Raw genomic sequence first — 17,019 nt, 5'->3', positions numbered from 1 at the left:
TGGGTTGTATTAAAAGGTTGTATTATTCAATGCTTTTTCGATTCGTTGGATCAAATCGCGGTAATGGTTTTGGGTAGATTGGTCTCCTGTATTTTTTTTAGTTTTTAATAATTGAAGGACTTTTATTAATTCTCCCTTTTTATCTGAGGTTACTTCTGCAACTCTACTTAAAAAAGCATTATTAATATTTCTTGCCGTATGTGCATCATCTAAATAATTGCATAAATGCGGCATGCTTAAAGTCTGCTGAATTTCGATTGATTTCTTCGCTTCTGTTTTTTCAAATAATTTATTTGTTGAAATAATTAAAACATCTACATAATTCTTTTGAGTCATGCGCTCTAGAATTGATAGCGATTTATTCGCAATTGTTCCAGCAAAAACGTTTTGATGCATTTTTTTAAACAAATCATTTACAGTAAAAACAGGATCTTTAGTTTTATTTCGCTGATATAATTCATTTTCTGTCATTCGAAGTAAACGATCATCTTTGAATAAGCTATACATAGCGTCGTATTGTAATCCTCGTGCCATTGTATATGGTGTGTACTCATAAGGTCCAAAAGGAGAATCTTTTAGCGGATTTGTTTTTTCTAAAATATCATTGAAAAACAACCACTGCGGAATTGTAAGTACATTTTTTACCAAATAATCAGCTGCTCTTTTCTGCATTGCAGCTGGAACCGGAACATAACTTTGTTTGTTATCGCCGTGAACCGTTGTATTTAAATAAACACCACCAATATTAGCCAATACATGGTCAGTGTATGTTTGCCATTGGCCAATAGCTCCAATATACAGTTTGCCTGTTTCGTAGTACGACTGATCTTTATCGTATGTCCAGCTTAAAATATTATCTACAACACGCTTTAAGTTTTTCAAACCGTATTCGCTTGCTTTCATAGCATCATTCCCTAAGTCTTCAGACTGAGAACGTGGATCAATTACATTTCCCTGCTGCTCGCCATAAAAATAAATGGGGTCATCTTGATGTTTTGCAATTAAGGCGTTTAGTTTTGTTGTTTCGTTGTCGTTAGGCGAGTACCATCTGTAACCCCATTCAATAGCATATTTATCATATTCTCCAATTTTTGGAGTAATTACTGTAACATTGTCTTCTGGCTGAGCTACATAGTTGTAACGCGCATAATCCATAATTGATGGAGCTGTTCCTCCCATTTTTGCTGTAAATTCTTTAGAACGTAATGATTCTACATCGTAAGCAAAAGAAGAACCCATATTATGTTTTAGACCAAAAGTATGACCCACTTCATGAGACGAAACAAAACGAATTGCCTCTCCCATATGTTCATCGCTAAATTTATTTCCTCTAGCTTTTGGATCAATTGGTCCTGTTTGGATGCGCATCCAGCTTTGAAGCGAAGTCATTACATTATGCCACCAGATAATATCGGCTTCGATAATTTCACCGCTTCTTGGGTCAACCACAGATGGTCCCATTGCATTTGATTTTGGAGATGCAGCATACGTAATTACAGAATAGCGTACGTCATCAATATCAAAATCCAAATCTTTATCAGTAGGTTCTTTTGCTATAATGGCGTTTTTGAAACCCGCCTTTTCAAAAGCTGCCTGCCAATCGTGTACTCCATCAATAATGTATTTTCTCCATTGTTTTGGAGTCGATGGATCGATGTAATAAACGATTGGTTTTTTCGGCTCTACTAATTCACCTTTCAAATATTTTTCTTCGTCTTCCTTTTTAGGTTCTAATCTCCAGCGTGTAATAAGCTCTTTTTCAACCATTGCTTGCTGTGCATCGGTAAAATACCAATGTTTTTCAGAAAAGAAACCAATTCGTTTGTCAGAAAAACGTGGTTTCATTGGCGTTTTGTCCAATAAAATAATATTACTTGTCACACCAAGCGTAATTGGTAATGACGATGCGCCATCGCTGTATGAAGTTGTCAGCTGCGATTTTACTACAATATTTTTTGGGAAAGTTTTTAAACCTTCTATATATGATAAATCAGATTTTACAGAACCTCCAATGCCAGTGTTGCTCAAAACATCATTGAAGCTTTTTTGTTTTCCGTCAAAAATCTTATTTACTTTAATAACAACAGAAGTCGAATCGTTGTTTTTGGTTTCAATATCAAAAACTTCAATAATAGATTCGGCAAAATTATTTTGAACCGATTGTGTAATCGCATCTTCTTTTGGTGAAGAAACCTTAGGAACATACGATTTTACCCAAACCTTCTTTGCAATTGTATCTTTATAAAAACTAATGACTTTGTTTTCATAATTCATTCCTTTGTTTAAGCCGGCCTCATTTACCTGAAAAGGAACTTGAGATAATTTGTTTACAACTAAAAACTCTCTTTGGAATAAACTGTCTTGAATTTCAAAATAAACATCAGTTTTTACCTGAATGACATTGAAGAGTCCTTTTTTGATAGAACCCTTTTTTACAAGGTCGTCGTATTTTTTACCTTTTTTAGAATCGGTAGAATCTTTTTTAATTTCAGTTTTGTCCTCTTTTTTGTCTTTTTTCTTCTTTTGAGAATGAACAGTAAGTGACGATAATAGTAATAAGGATATGCAAAATATTATCAAATTATGCAGGAATGATTTTTCCTTCATCAGATGTTAAGTTTAGGTTAATTTTCGATCCGAAACTATTTTATTTTAGTTCGGAAAAAAAACAAAAAGGAGTGAGTGGCTTTTTTTTAGGAGTGAATGGATATTAATGGAAGAATACAAACAAAATAGCCATCTTTTTCTGATGTCTTAAATTCTGTTTTTGAATAATAATTGTAAATACTCTTTAGGTAATTTAACCCAAATTTAGTACTCGGTTCTGCAGTCAATTTCTTTTGAAGATTGTTGCTGATAATTACCTGATTTTCTTTTATCAGGATTTTTGTAGTAAGTGGACTTTCCTGTGTGGCTCTATTATGCTTAATAGCATTTTCGACCACAATCTGAAAAGCAAGATAGGGGATGTGTTTGTTTAAGGCAGCTTGGTTTTCAATTTCGATAGAAAAGAATAATTCTTCCTTGAAACGGGTTTGCTGCAAAAAGATATATTTTTCGATAAATAATAATTCGTCCTTTAAAGAAACAATGTTCTTTTCTGGCGGATCAATTAAATAACGATAAATACGGGATAGGTTTAAAGTAAATTTCTGCGCAACTTTAATATCACTTCCAATCAGCATATAAAGCGAATTGAGTGAATTAAACAAAAAGTGCGGATTAATCTGCTCTTTTAATTGCTGCAGCTGAATCAAAGCTTTTTCTTTGATGATTTTTTCATTCTCAACCAAGAGTTTATTTTTCTCTTTTATGACAATTCCCTTTTCTCTGTAAGCACGTCTGTTGGCATAAGAGAAAAGATAAAAAATCAAAAGCAGCATTACTGTTGTGATCGAATAAATCGAAGTTGAATACTTTTTAACCAAAGCTACATTTTCGTCAGCGACCATTTTCGGAACGTTAACACAGACAAACCAGTTAGAGTTTTTAATGTCCAGTTTTTTGGTAAAACGAATGACATCCAATTGCAAGTATTCTGACAATGTTGTGCTTTTGGCAAAATCTTGTTTTTTACTATAAATAGTGTCAGAGGGTTTGAAAGAAGAAATTTTAAAAATATTCTTTCCAAGAAAAGCAATTTCTGGATGGTAAATGCAGGTTCCGTTTTTATCAAAAACAAAAGCGTAGTTAGTAGCTGTTTTTGTTTTGTCTATTTTAGAAATGTAACTATGAAGCAATCTCAGATTGATGTCATAACCATATTTTACTACGGTTTTGTTTTCTGAAACTAATTTAAAATAAATGCGCCAAACCCATTCGTTTCCTTGTGGAAGAATTACGCTGAGATGATCGCTGTTTTTATTTTGAAGAAGAAATGTTTTTACGTCATTTTTAATTTCGCTTGAAATAGAAGGATTCCCATATTGAATGGCATTTTCATTAATCTGAAACCAATTGTTTACAATCAGTTTATTGTACGTTTGAAGTGAAGATAAAAGCTGGAGGTTGTTGTCTAGGTTTTGCGGACTGCTAATTTTTAAAACATGTTCAATTTTTTTTTCCTGCTCCAAAAACTTCGAAAGCTCTTCGGACATGAATTCCTGCTTTTTGAAAAAATTGCGCGTCGCTATATCATCATTCGATTTTTCAGTCAAATCGGTAATCAGATTACTCAGAATGTAAACTGCCGAAACCGTAATAAGAATCGAAACAATAACGTATATTAAAAAAGCACGCCTAGAAGTAATATTTTTTAATCTAAATTTCAAAAAGTAACAGTATGACTTAGTTCGCTACTGCGAATTGCGAGTCATATAAATTTTTATAATACCCATCAGTTTTTTGCAATAATTCCTGATGCGTACCTTGTTCAACAATCAATCCCTTATCCATCACCACAATCTTATCTGCATTTACAATTGTTGCTAATCTATGTGCAATAATAATAGAAGTTCTTCCTTTTGTAATCGTTTCTGTTGCACGCTGAATCATTTCTTCAGAATAGGTATCGATCGAAGAAGTGGCTTCATCCAAAATCAAAATACTCGGATTACTCACATAAGAACGTAAAAAAGCAATAAGCTGACGCTGTCCAGAAGAAAGCATAACGCCTCGCTCTTTTACATCAAAATCATAATTATCTGGAAGGTTCATAATAAAATCATGAACACCAATTTTCTTTGCGGCATCAATTACTTTATCTCTAGTAATTGCCGGATTGTGCAAAGTAATATTGTTGTAAATCGTATCGGCAAACAAAAAGACATCCTGCAAAACTACTGCAATTTGTTTTCTAAGAGAAGCCAAAGTATAGTTTTCGATGTTTTCTCCGTCAATGCAGATCGTTCCGCTGTTGATTTCGTAAAAACGATTCAATAAATTAATGATAGTAGATTTTCCTGCGCCCGTAGAACCTACAATAGCAACAGTCTGTCCAGCCGTAACCGATAAATCAATTCCTTTTATAACTTCTTCTTCTGGAATATAACTGAAACGAACATCTTTAAAGTCAATTCTTCCATTAAAAACTGGCGCTTCAATTGTTCCCGTATCTTGAATGTGATCTTGTGTGTCGATAATGTCAAAAACACGATTGGCAGCAATCATTCCTAATTGCATCTCGTTAAATTTATCTGCAATTTGCCTCAACGGATTAAAAAGCATTCCTATAAACATGGTATAAGAGAATAAATCTCCAAAAGTCGTAAAATGATCTCCGTTCAAAATTCTAAAACCACCATAAACCACAACTAAACCTAAAGTAATAGACGAAATAATATCGGCAATAGGGAAGAAGATCGAGTTGTACAGAATTGTCTTAATCCAAGCCACTCTATGTTTGTTGTTGATTTCTTTAAAATTTTCAGCTTCGATTTTTTCACGGTTAAAAAGTTGTACGATTTTCATCCCCGTTACACGCTCCTGAACAAATGAGTTCATGTTGGCAATCTGAGTTCTTACTTCTTCAAAAGCCACCTGCATTTTGCGTTGGAAAATTCTCGTCACATAAACCAAAATTGGCATAGCAATTACCACAATCCAAGTCAGTTTCCAGTTCATGTAAAACATAAAAATCAAAACCACAACCATTTTCATCAAGTCACTTATAATCATAAACAAACCTTGACTGAAAATACGAGCAATAGATTCAATATCTGAAACGGCACGTGTAACAAGCTGTCCAACTGGAACCAAATCAAAATACTTCATTCTAAAACTCAGAATATGCTGAAAAAGTTTGGTTCGAATGTCTTTTACAATGTCCTGACCAAGCCAGTTGGCCCAATACACAAAGTAAAATTGAGAAAAAACCTCCATAAGCAAAACCACTCCCATCAAAATGATGTACATCAGCAATCCCATTTTATCATGAGTTTTGATGTAACCGTCTACTGTTTCTTTAAGTAGGTAAGGGCGAAGTGCGGCAAAAATAGACAGCGAAATGGCGAATATAATAACGCCGTAGTAACGCCATTTATAAGGGCGGGTATATTTTAAAATTCGTTTGAATAATCCTGTGTCGAATGCTTTTGCTTTCATTTATTTTTTTGATGCTTTAAGCTTTAGGCTTTAGGCCGTAAGCTATTAGCTGTAAGCAGTTAGAAATAAGCTTAAAGCTTATTGCCTAAAGCCTAAAGCTTATAAATAATCGTAATAAATATTGGTTAAATACAAACCATGTGCTGGGACAGAAAACCCCGCTTTTTCTCTGTTTTTGCTGGCAATAATATTTTCAAAATCTTCCAGTGTGATTTTGTGCAATCCTATATTAATTAAAGTTCCTACAATTGAGCGAACCATATTTCTTAAAAACCGATTTGCCGAAATGGTAAAAATCAATTTTCCGTTTTCTTGTTTCCAGAACGCCTCAAAAATCGTGCAATCAAATGTGTTTACATCAGTATTAACTTTTGAAAAACACTGAAAATCGGTATGTTTCAATAATAATTGCGCCGCTTCATTCATCAAATCCAAATCTAGCTTTTGCGTCACATACCAGCTCAACTCCTGTAAAAACGGGTTTTTAACCGTATTGATATGATATTCGTAAGTTCGTTTTGTTGCATCAAATCGGCAATGTGCATCGTCGTGAACTAATTTAATATCAAAAATCGCAATGTCTTTTGGCAAATATGAATTTAATTTATAAACCAAAACCGGAATATCCAAAGTTTTTTCTGTATCAAAATGACCATACATTTCACTCGCGTGCACACCAGTATCCGTTCTTCCAGCACCCATAATGCTGATAGTTTCATTTAATAAAACCGAAAAAGCCTTATTTAAAGTTTCCTGAACTGAAGAAGCATTTGGCTGTATCTGCCAGCCATGATAATGTGTTCCGTTATAAGCGAATTGAATAAAATATCTCATTTTAAGGGACAGAGGTTCTGAGTGGCAAAGGTATGAAAAAAAGATGCTAAGATGCTAAGATGCTAAGGTTCTAAGTTTTTTTCTTTGCGTATGTCTGTAGAGACGCACTGCAATGCATCTCTACAGAGTAATCACGTCAAATAAATTTAGAACCTTAGCATCTTAGAACCTTAACGTCTAAAAAAGAAAAAACCTTAGTATCTTAGCACCTCAGAACCTTAGCGCCTTAAAGAAATGACCAAAATCCTACTTCTCTCAGATACCCACAGCCACATAGATGAAACTATTTTAAAATATGTTGCTCAGGCAGACGAAGTATGGCACGCAGGAGATATTGGAGATTTAAGCGTTACAGATGCTATTAAAAAACTAAAGCCATTGAGAGCGGTTTATGGAAATATTGATGATGCAAAGGCAAGATTAGAGTTTCCGCTAAATAACCGTTTTTCATGCGAAAATGTTTCGGTTTGGATTACGCATATTGGAGGATATCCTGGGAAGTATAATCAAAATGTCAGGGAAGAATTGGCTTTGAATCCGCCGAAATTATTTATCTGCGGGCATTCGCATATTTTGAAAGTTATGTTTGATAAAAAGAACAATTTACTGCACATGAATCCTGGCGCGGCTGGAAAAAGCGGTTTTCATAAAGTAAGAACCATGCTTCGATTTGTAATTGACGATGATAAAATCAAAGATTTGGAAATTGTCGAAATAGGAGCGAAGTAATTAATGCGGCAGCGGAATCTCGATTTTTATTTTAGTTCCCTTATTTTCTTTTGAAACAATAGACAAAGAACCTTTGTATTTTTTAATTCGAGCTCTAATTCTGTTTAAACCAAAACCTTCAGCATCTTTTAGCTTTTGGGTTTTAAATCCAATTCCGTCATCGTGAATACGAAGGATTAATTGATTTTCTTTTTCGTTCAAAGAAAGTTTTGCCTTTTGGGCATCGCTATGTTTGGTAATATTGCTGAATAGTTCGGTAACAATAAAATAAATCTTCATTTCAAATTTCTCGACATATCTTCTGCTTGTCGGAATGGAGCTTGAAAATTCAAATTCAATAGCAGAATTGGAATTCTTTTCGCATAAATCTTCTAAAGCATAAATTAATCCAAAACGAACCAAAAGCGAGGGGACAAGATCGTAAGACATATCTCGTAAGAGTTCATGTGCTTCTGAGAGAATAGTCTTTGCTTTTTGTATTTCATCTGATTTAATATTGTGTTGCGCTGTAAAAGTATTTAAATGTAATCCTACAGAAGACAAAAGAGAATTGATGTTATCGTGCAGAAAAGAAGCAATTTTTTTGCGTTCTATTTCTTGAGAATCAATGCCAGAATTAATAATATCAAGAAGGATTTTCTGTTTGGTATCTTTTCGTTTTATCTTTTGTTTTAGCTTATTATTCTGGTATAAAAAGTAAAATAAAAGAAAAATGATAATAGTAAGTATAATGGATAAGCTGACGATTTTTTTGTTTCGTAACTGTTCTGATTTGCTATTAGGTTTAAGTGCGGTTTTATTATCAACTTGAGTTTGCGGCGCCTTTACGTTTGTGGTATCTTTTGGTATCGCAATACTAGTTCCGTGAACAGCCAAAAATAAAACTAAAGAGAAAAAAAGACGAAAACTAAACATAAAAGCAATTTTAAGGATTAATCAAATTGTTTTTAAGTGCATATTTCACTAAACCTATTGTGCTTTTTACATTAAGCTTTTTCATGATATTTTTGCGATGCGTTTCGACAGTATGCGAGCTGATAAAAAGCTTTTCACTGATTTCTTTTCCGCTATATTCTAAAGCAATTAAAATAATAATTTCAATCTCTCGCCGACTTAGAACCGGATTTTCTATGACTATAGTTGAATTTAGTTTTGGGTTGTCTCTAAAAGTATTGAAGATTTTTTCTCTCACGCCGTCACTAAAGTATTCTTGTCCTTGATACACGGCTTCAACAGCTTCGATAATATTTTCGCCAGCGCAGTTTTTTGTCAAATAACCTTTTGCACCTAATTTCATTACTTCTTTAATGATTTTTAGATCATCATAGCTGGATAAAATAATGACTTTGCACGGTAGTTGTTTTTCATTAAATTCTTTCAGTGTTTCAATGCCGTCTTTTTTTGGCATGCTGATATCTAAAATTAAAACATCGGCTTCGTCTCTCACAACATCATTATAGACAGTGGTGCCATCTAGTGAAGTTCCTGCTACTTCAAAGTTTGAAACGGTTTGAAGTAAGTTGGATAGTCCATCAATTAAGACCTGATGATCATCTGCAAGATGAATCCTTATTTTTGGCGTCATGATTATTTGAATTGAAAATACAAATTTATCACGTAAATTACATTCTTAATGTGCTCTTCAGGCTTGATTTATAATATAATAGGGTAAAAAAAACCCGAATAAAAATTCGGGTTCTTCTTCGCACAAAATAAACTAAGTTTATAGGTTTACCTCAAACGATCAACAGATTTTACAAGATCTTCGTCCTTTTTGATGGCCTTATTAGCTAAAACTAATAACACGATAGCGACAATCGGCATGAACATCCCAATACCTTTCTCAGAGACCTCAGTCCCTCCAGATAAATTTAGTGATCGATATACAAATAATCCTAATAAAATTAAATTTAATATTATATTAAGTCTGTTTAACACAAACTGATTTTGTCTTTTTTTGAATGAAATGATACTGATAATACTAAGCATAGTAGTTAAGCCTAATAAAACAGTATAAAGCTGGTCCTGCATAAAAAAGAATGGCTTTCCTGCACTAGTTGTCCAAAGCGGAACAAAAAGCATTAAAATGCCAGTTGCAGCAAAAGCTAGAAATAAATATACAGTCTGAATTCTTTGTATCATGGTCTAAAAAATGTTTTACAAAAATATATTTTCTTTTTTTAAAATACTATTGTATGATAAAATTTTATTCGTATTATTGCATCATAATACCGTAAGCACTTCATACTGCGGTCAATTCAAATTAATTATCTACCTATTCTTTTTACAGTATTCCTTAAAATAATTAAATTCATAGAACATTCATGTTTGATATTTCTGCATTAAAAGAAATGAAGCTTTCTGAGCTTCAAGAAATAGCTAAGTTAGCTAAAACAATAAAGATTACCGGTGTCAAAAAAGAGACTTTAATTAGTCAGATTTTAGCACATCAGGAAAATACTCTTGAGTCTGCTGAAGCTCCTCAAACAAAGGTTGTTGCTGAAGCTAAGGAAGAAAAACCAAAACGCGCTAGAATTACGCCAGTAAAAACAAAAGCAGCAAATACCAAAAATGCTCCCGTTTTAGAATTTGATAAAGTAGAGGAAACTGTTCAAAAAAACGATACTGCTGAAACAGTTCAGCCAATTGCAGAAATGGCAGCTGAAGTAGTTGAGGAAAATAAAACACCAGCAATAAAAAAGGAGCCTAAAGGTGGAAAATTCAACAAACAGGCATACGAGAAAAAAGTAGCGTTAAAAAAAGAAAAAGAAGCAGTAAAAGAAGTAGTTGCTACTGAGGAGACTATAGAATCAGCTCCATCTGAAACAATTATTTCTGAGCCAACAGCCGAAACAGCTGAAAAAAGCCCACAAACTGCTCCTGCAAAAAAGATCAATCCGAATCAGAATAAAAACCAGAACCAAAATCAAAACCCGAATCAGAATCAAAATCAGAGCGGGAATGGCAATGGAAACGGAAATCACAACAACCAAAACCCAAATCACAAGAATAAAAAGAACAATAATAACTTTAGAGATTCAGACTTTGAATTTGACGGGATTATTGAAAGTGAAGGTGTTTTAGAAATGATGCCAGACGGTTACGGATTTTTACGTTCATCAGATTATAATTATTTAGCTTCTCCAGACGATATTTATTTATCAACTTCACAAATCAGATTGTTTGGTTTAAAAACTGGAGATACTGTAAAAGGAGTGGTTCGTCCTCCAAAAGAAGGAGAGAAGTTTTTTCCTTTGGTTCGTGTATTAAAAATTAACGGGCACGATCCGCAAGTTGTTCGCGATAGAGTTTCTTTCGAGCACTTAACACCAGTTTTCCCTTCAGAAAAATTCAAACTAGCCGAAAAAGGCAGTTCTATTTCAACTAGAATTATAGATTTGTTTTCACCAATAGGTAAAGGTCAGCGTGGTATGATCGTTGCACAGCCTAAAACCGGTAAAACAATGCTTCTTAAAGATATTGCAAACGCAATTGCTGCCAACCATCCTGAAGTTTATTTGATTGTTCTTCTTATTGATGAGCGTCCAGAGGAGGTTACAGATATGCAGAGAAGTGTTCGTGGTGAGGTTATTGCTTCAACTTTTGATAGAGAACCGCAAGAGCACGTTAAAATCGCAAATATCGTTCTTGAAAAAGCAAAACGTTTAGTAGAATGCGGTCACGATGTTGTGATTTTATTAGATTCGATTACACGTTTGGCAAGAGCTTATAATACAGTACAGCCAGCATCTGGAAAAGTATTAAGCGGGGGTGTTGATGCCAACGCATTACAAAAACCAAAACGTTTCTTTGGAGCGGCAAGAAATGTAGAAAACGGAGGATCTTTAAGTATCATCGCAACTGCATTAACAGAAACTGGTTCTAAAATGGATGAAGTTATCTTCGAAGAGTTTAAAGGAACAGGTAATATGGAGCTTCAGTTAGATCGTAAGATAGCCAATAAACGTATTTTCCCAGCAATTGACCTTACATCATCTAGTACACGTCGCGATGACTTATTATTAGACGAAAAAACATTGCAAAGAATGTGGATTATGCGTAAATATCTTTCAGATATGAATCCTGTAGAATCTATGGATTTTGTAAACGACCGTTTCAAGAAAACGAAAAATAATGAGGAGTTTTTGATTTCGATGAATGACTAATTTAAGAGGCAAAGGTTCAAAGTTACAAAGGTTCTGAGGTTTTCTTTTGGAATCTATAAATAAAAAAAAGGGATGAATTTTAAAATTCATCCTTTTTTTTTAAATTTTTAAAGTAGGTTCTTGTCAAATAATCCTCTGAACCTCTGAACCTCTGAACCTTTGTGCCTATTTTTTATCAACTACCGGTCTATTTTCTCTATTAGCCAAATCCCAAGCTACGACAAAAGCTAGTTTTGTTCTTTTGGTTAAAGCGTCATATTCAATTTTTTGAGGCTCGTCACCTTTTCCGTGGTAATCTTCATGAACACCATTGAAGAAGAAAACAGCTGGAATACCGTGTTTTGCAAAGTTGTAATGGTCAGAACGCTCATAGAAATGGTTTGGGTCTTTTGGATCATTAAATTTAAAATCTAAGTCCATTTTGATGTATTTATTATTTTCAGAGACAACAGCATTGTGTAAATCAGATGATAATCTGTCAGCACCAATTACATAAACGTAGTTGTTTGTATTTGAATGCTCAACATCACGGCGTCCGATCATATCGATGTTGATATCGGCAATTGTATTTTCGATTGGGAATAATGGATTTTCAGAATAATAACGTGATCCGTGTAAGCCATGTTCTTCGCCAGTTACATGCAGAAATAAGATAGAACGTTTTGGACCGTGACCTTGTTTTTTAGCTTTAGCAAAAGCTTTCGCCATTTCTATAACTGCTACAGTTCCAGAACCGTCATCATCAGCTCCGTTGTAAACTTCGCCATCTTTAATGCCAACGTGATCATAATGCGCAGAAATTACCAAAACTTCATTTGGTTTTTCCGAACCTTCAATATAAGCCCAGATATTTTCTGAATCAGGAAGGTTTTGATTGCGTCTTGCATTCATAAATGTTGCAGGAACAGGCTGGTAGAAATCTTTAGCTCCTTTTGGAAAAGAGATCCCGCTTTTTTTGTATTGCTCGATCATATAAAGACCTGCTTTTTTCTGTCCTTTAGAACCAGTTTCGCGTCCTTCCATTTCATCTGAAGCAATGGTATAAAGCATTGTTTTAAGATCTTTTTCGCTAATCGCCTTAATATATTTTGATGGATCCGAATTGTCTTTGGATGCTGTCGACTGCGTCGTTTTGCAAGAATACGCAGTAACAATTAAAAATAAAATGAGTAATTTTTTCATTTCTTATAGTTAGTGTAAATTAATAAAGGTATAAAGAACGTATAAAGTGAGTAAAAATAGGATAAAAAGAGAATTTATTATAAACAATAAAAAGCTTTTTATAAAAGACACTATTCTCGACTCGCCATAAAAACGGTGGTGTGCAGGGTAAAAATAATAGCACATCCAAACGGTTCCTGCAAATGTTGTAATTGATGATATAAAAGACAGCGGACTATCTTCTCCAAAAAGACCAATTACTCTATCGATGATAAACATGATGAGAAAAATTAGTAATAGGAAAGAAAAATAGTGGAGTGTGAAAATTCCATGATCAAAATAATACCATCTTTTTTTATTATGGAAAAGCCACAAGAAAAAAGCAAAAAACGGCATTATTATAAAGAGGATTTTAGGAAGATTATGAAAGAACGATTCAACGAATTTTTCATAAATCTCTTTTTTAGTATATTTTTCCGTTACGTGTATTGCTTTTTCAGAAAACCAATAAGAGGAAGCATTTAGCTTCTCGCTTTCTTTTCCATATTTCTGAATCGAATCAAGTTCTTTCATCGTTTTAAAATGGAAATATCTTTTGTCGTCCTTTCTGCTTATATTTAGACTGTCAGTAGCCTTAGAGAGTTCTTTGTTAAGCGCTTCTTCACTTTTATCAATTTTTTCACCTACATTGTTTGGAAACATTGCAATTAACAAAAATGTAATAAAACTTATAAAAATGTAAAGCCGAACCGGTGCAAGATAAGACAAACGTTTTCCTGAAAGATATTCTTTTGTAAGTGTAGACGGTTTGAACAGCAGATTTTTTATTGTTTTCCAAAAAGCATTTTCGTAGTGCGTCAAATCTTCAAAGAAATGAACAAATAAATGATGAAAAGTTTTTCGGCTATCGCTGTTTTCTTGTCCGCAGTTTGGGCAGTATTTTTGTTCAACAACATGCCTGCAGTTTAGACAAGTTTTGTCTTCTCTAATTTTATTATGTGACATTGGTTTATGTTAATTGATTTGTTCTGGTAGTTTTTTAATTATTTTTTCAGGACTTCGTTTAAGAAAAGCTGTAAATGGTCAAAAGATCTTTTTGCTGCAACAGCATTATATGCTGCGCCTTTAGAATTATCATTTCCGGCTTCCGGGTTTGTAAAAGAGTGAACCGCATTTGCATAATAAATCATTTCCCAGTCTGCTTTTCCATCACGCATTTCCTGCTGAAAAGCTGCGATTTCGTCTTTTGAAACAAACGGATCATCAGCTCCATGGCAAATAAGAACTTTTGTAGAAATTGGTTCATTTTTTCTACTCGCATCTTTTCCTAAACCACCGTGAAACGAAGCAATGCCTTTTACATTCAAATGTCCGCGAGCAGCTTCAAGAACACCGCTTCCGCCAAAGCAATATCCAATAGCAACAATATTGTCAGCATTTGCACCAGATTTGACTAATTCTTTCAAAGCAGCGTCAATACGTTTTTGATAAGCTTCGAAATTAGTTTTATAAAAACCAGCCTGTTTTCCTGCTTCCCCAGTATTTTTAGGATAATTTCCTTCGCCATAAATATCAGCGATAAAAACGTGATAGCCCAGTTTAGATAATTCTTCTGCGATTCCTTTAGAAGCATTATCAATTCCTAGCCATGCTGGTAAAAGTAAGATTCCTGGATTGTTACTGCTTTTTTTAGCAGATTTTATAAATAAGCCATTTAGCTGCTGGCTTCCTTCTGTGTATTTTACTGGTTTTAATTGCGCATTCATAAGATTAGAAAATAAGATTGCACTGAATAAAATGATTATGGAGTTTTTCATGATTTCTTCAATTTTTAACAAATATCAGAAATATTATGTTACAAAAAAACCTCACAAGTAAATTCTTGTGAGGTTTGTAGCCTATATTTTAAAAGAATATTTTTCTCTTATAATGATATGTTTCGTTTAAAAGCACAGCCCAATTCTACAATAGAATCGGTCTTGTCAATACCAGGTATTCCGTCGATTTTTTCATAAAGAATGCGGCGCATATGTTCATGATTTTTTGCTATGATTTTTATGTAGAGCGTAAAAGAACCTGTTACATAATAACATTCGGTAATTTCAGGAATTTCTTTCAGGGCTTCAATAATTCTTTCAGAATCAGAATCTTTGTTTAGTGTAAGCCCAGTAAAAGAAGCCCAGTCGTAGCCTATCTTCTTTTCTTGAATAATGGGTTTGATGCCACCAATTACACCTTGTTCAATCATTCTGTTAATACGCTGATGCACCATTGTATTTGATATTTTAAGATTAGTAGCGATAGCAGAAAAGGCCATTCTTCCGTCTTTTTCTAATTCTTTTAGGATACTAATATCAAATTCGTCTAATAATTCCATTCAGTAAAAATCGTTTTTAAATTGAGTCTTTTGCGATTCATAAAAGTAATTCTTTTTTTTAATAAACTGTCATCTAATCAAACTTCTCGAAAAAATAAATATGCCTTTTTATAGATGGTAATTTTTAAGTTTTGACTTTTATTTTGTTATATTTAAGTCAAAACTTTGTTTTTCGAATTGTTATTTGTTTAATTTTAATATTTTTGCGGAAATAAAAAGCATATTATGATAAGTACAGAAAAAACACTTTCGTCAAAATCAGAAGTTTTGATCGAAAAAGAAAACAAATATGGAGCTCATAATTATCACCCGCTTCCTGTAGTTTTAGAGCGTGGAGAAGGCGTATATGTATGGGATGTTGACGGGAAGAAGTATTATGATTTTTTATCTGCTTATTCTGCGGTAAATCAAGGCCATTGCCATCCTAAAATTGTGAACGCAATGGTTGAGCAGGCGCAAAAACTGACTTTGACTTCGCGTGCTTTTTACAATGATAAATTAGGAAACTACGAAGAATATGTAACGAACTATTTTGGTTTCGATAAAGTTCTTCCAATGAATACGGGTGCCGAAGCAGTTGAAACAGCCTTGAAAATTTCAAGAAAATGGGCGTATGAAGTAAAAGGAATTCCAGAAAATCAGGCACAGATTATTGTGTGCGAAAATAACTTTCACGGAAGAACTACAACTATCATTTCATTTTCTAATGATGAAACAGCACGCAAAAATTTCGGACCTTTTACTGATGGTTTCATCAAAATCGAATATGATAATTTAGAAGCTCTTGAAAATGCTTTAAATTCATCTAAAAATATTGCAGGATTCTTAGTTGAGCCAATTCAAGGTGAAGCAGGAGTTTATGTTCCTTCTGAAGGTTATTTAGCGAAAGCAAAAGCACTTTGCGAAAAACACAACGTACTTTTTATTGCCGATGAGGTTCAGACGGGAATTGCGCGTACGGGAAAACTATTAGCCGTTCATCATGAAAATGTGCAGCCAGATGTTTTGATTTTAGGAAAAGCAATTTCTGGTGGCGTTTATCCAGTTTCGGCTGTTTTGTGTAATGACGAAATCATGAATGTGATTAAACCGGGACAACACGGATCTACTTTTGGAGGAAATCCTGTTGCAGCAGCTGTTGCTATTGCGGCTCTTGAGGTTATTAAAGACGAAAAACTGGCTGAGAATGCAGAACGTTTAGGGGTTATTTTAAGAGAAGGATTAAATAAAATTGCTGAAAAGAATAATTTAATTACGCTGGTTCGAGGAAAAGGACTTTTGAACGCAATTGTAATCAACACTGATGAAGAATCTGATCTGGCTTGGGAAATCTGCTTGAAATTTAGAGACAACGGATTATTGGCTAAACCAACCCACGGAAATAAAATCAGGCTGGCTCCGCCTTTGGTAATGACCGAAGAGCAGATTAAAGAATGTCTTGAGATTATCGAGAAATCTTTGAATGAGTTTAAAAATTAAGAAGTTGTTTTTTTGAGAGGGTAAGTCCCGGAAGGGACGAAATATTTATAGATTAAATGTTATTACCTTCAAAACAAGAGCCTCGGTGAGGCGAAATATAAAAAATGTTTATAGAGTATAGATTATGTCGCTCTGCTGGAGCGGTAACTTTTAAATATAAAAAACATAAAAATAGTCTATCTGCAATTTATAGAGCGACCTTTATTTGTAGAAGATTTTTTTGTAACTTAA

At 33.8% G+C, this 17,019-nt stretch carries 14 protein-coding genes; 3 read left to right on the top strand and 11 right to left on the bottom strand.

Going from position 1 to position 17,019, the window contains the following annotated elements:
• Positions 1 to 9: 9 nt before the first annotated feature.
• The 4 genes from RB618_RS12110 to truA all read right to left on the bottom strand — a co-directional run bounded on the left by RB618_RS12110 (position 10) and on the right by truA (position 6,876).
• On the bottom strand, positions 10 to 2,607 hold the full coding sequence (locus RB618_RS12110; protein WP_308068952.1) for a zinc-dependent metalloprotease: 2,598 nt from the start codon (positions 2,605 to 2,607) through the stop codon (positions 10 to 12).
• Between the two features lie 86 nt (positions 2,608 to 2,693).
• Complete coding sequence (locus RB618_RS12105) at positions 2,694 to 4,271, bottom strand: histidine kinase (protein ID WP_308068951.1); 1,578 nt, start codon at positions 4,269 to 4,271, stop codon at positions 2,694 to 2,696.
• Between the two features lie 16 nt (positions 4,272 to 4,287).
• The gene (locus RB618_RS12100) at positions 4,288 to 6,042 is read right to left on the bottom strand and encodes an ABC transporter ATP-binding protein (RefSeq protein ID WP_308068950.1); all 1,755 of its coding nucleotides are present in this window, start codon (positions 6,040 to 6,042) and stop codon (positions 4,288 to 4,290) included.
• A gap of 99 nt (positions 6,043 to 6,141) precedes the next feature.
• On the bottom strand, positions 6,142 to 6,876 hold the full coding sequence (truA, locus tag RB618_RS12095) for a tRNA pseudouridine(38-40) synthase TruA (protein ID WP_308068949.1): 735 nt from the start codon (positions 6,874 to 6,876) through the stop codon (positions 6,142 to 6,144).
• A 234-nt stretch (positions 6,877 to 7,110) separates the two neighbouring features.
• Here truA and RB618_RS12090 point away from each other — a divergent pair, with 234 nt between their 5' ends.
• Positions 7,111 to 7,605 carry a metallophosphoesterase family protein gene (locus RB618_RS12090; RefSeq protein ID WP_308068948.1) on the top strand — a complete coding sequence of 165 codons (495 nt, stop codon included), beginning with the start codon at positions 7,111 to 7,113 and terminating at the stop codon, positions 7,603 to 7,605.
• Here RB618_RS12090 and RB618_RS12085 read toward each other — a convergent pair whose 3' ends face one another.
• From RB618_RS12085 to RB618_RS12075, 3 genes are all read right to left on the bottom strand, one after another.
• Positions 7,606 to 8,520, bottom strand: coding sequence for an ATP-binding protein (locus tag RB618_RS12085; RefSeq protein WP_308068947.1), 915 nt, complete (start codon positions 8,518 to 8,520; stop codon positions 7,606 to 7,608).
• 10 nt (positions 8,521 to 8,530) lie between these two features.
• Positions 8,531 to 9,190 carry a response regulator transcription factor gene (locus RB618_RS12080; protein WP_308068946.1) on the bottom strand — a complete coding sequence of 220 codons (660 nt, stop codon included), beginning with the start codon at positions 9,188 to 9,190 and terminating at the stop codon, positions 8,531 to 8,533.
• Positions 9,191 to 9,336: 146 nt separating this feature from the next.
• Positions 9,337 to 9,747 carry a DUF4293 domain-containing protein gene (locus RB618_RS12075; protein WP_008468670.1) on the bottom strand — a complete coding sequence of 137 codons (411 nt, stop codon included), beginning with the start codon at positions 9,745 to 9,747 and terminating at the stop codon, positions 9,337 to 9,339.
• Positions 9,748 to 9,929: 182 nt separating this feature from the next.
• Between RB618_RS12075 and rho the strand changes: the two genes are divergently transcribed.
• Complete coding sequence (gene rho / locus RB618_RS12070; RefSeq protein ID WP_308068945.1) at positions 9,930 to 11,771, top strand: transcription termination factor Rho; 1,842 nt, start codon at positions 9,930 to 9,932, stop codon at positions 11,769 to 11,771.
• A 165-nt stretch (positions 11,772 to 11,936) separates the two neighbouring features.
• Here rho and RB618_RS12065 read toward each other — a convergent pair whose 3' ends face one another.
• The 4 genes from RB618_RS12065 to RB618_RS12050 all read right to left on the bottom strand — a co-directional run bounded on the left by RB618_RS12065 (position 11,937) and on the right by RB618_RS12050 (position 15,309).
• Complete coding sequence (locus tag RB618_RS12065) at positions 11,937 to 12,953, bottom strand: M28 family peptidase (protein WP_308068944.1); 1,017 nt, start codon at positions 12,951 to 12,953, stop codon at positions 11,937 to 11,939.
• Between the two features lie 9 nt (positions 12,954 to 12,962).
• Positions 12,963 to 13,937: a DUF3667 domain-containing protein gene (locus tag RB618_RS12060; protein ID WP_308068943.1), complete on the bottom strand. Its 975-nt coding sequence runs from the start codon at positions 13,935 to 13,937 to the stop codon at positions 12,963 to 12,965.
• Between the two features lie 38 nt (positions 13,938 to 13,975).
• Positions 13,976 to 14,749 (bottom strand): dienelactone hydrolase family protein, encoded by a 774-nt coding sequence (locus RB618_RS12055; protein WP_308068942.1) that lies wholly within the window; start codon positions 14,747 to 14,749, stop codon positions 13,976 to 13,978.
• A gap of 107 nt (positions 14,750 to 14,856) precedes the next feature.
• Entirely contained in the window at positions 14,857 to 15,309 is a 453-nt protein-coding gene (locus RB618_RS12050; RefSeq protein WP_129745654.1) for an Lrp/AsnC family transcriptional regulator, read from the bottom strand.
• Positions 15,310 to 15,534: 225 nt separating this feature from the next.
• On the opposite strand from RB618_RS12050, the gene rocD reads away from it, so the two are divergent.
• Entirely contained in the window at positions 15,535 to 16,788 is a 1,254-nt protein-coding gene (gene rocD, locus RB618_RS12045) for an ornithine--oxo-acid transaminase (RefSeq protein ID WP_308068941.1), read from the top strand.
• Positions 16,789 to 17,019: the final 231 nt, after the last annotated feature.

The sequence above is a fragment of the Flavobacterium sp. LHD-85 genome (assembly GCF_030929595.1).
Taxonomy (GTDB): Bacteria; Bacteroidota; Bacteroidia; order Flavobacteriales; family Flavobacteriaceae; genus Flavobacterium.
The sequence above is the reverse complement of the archived record's forward strand: the minus strand, read 5'-3'. Positions and strand labels throughout refer to the sequence as shown.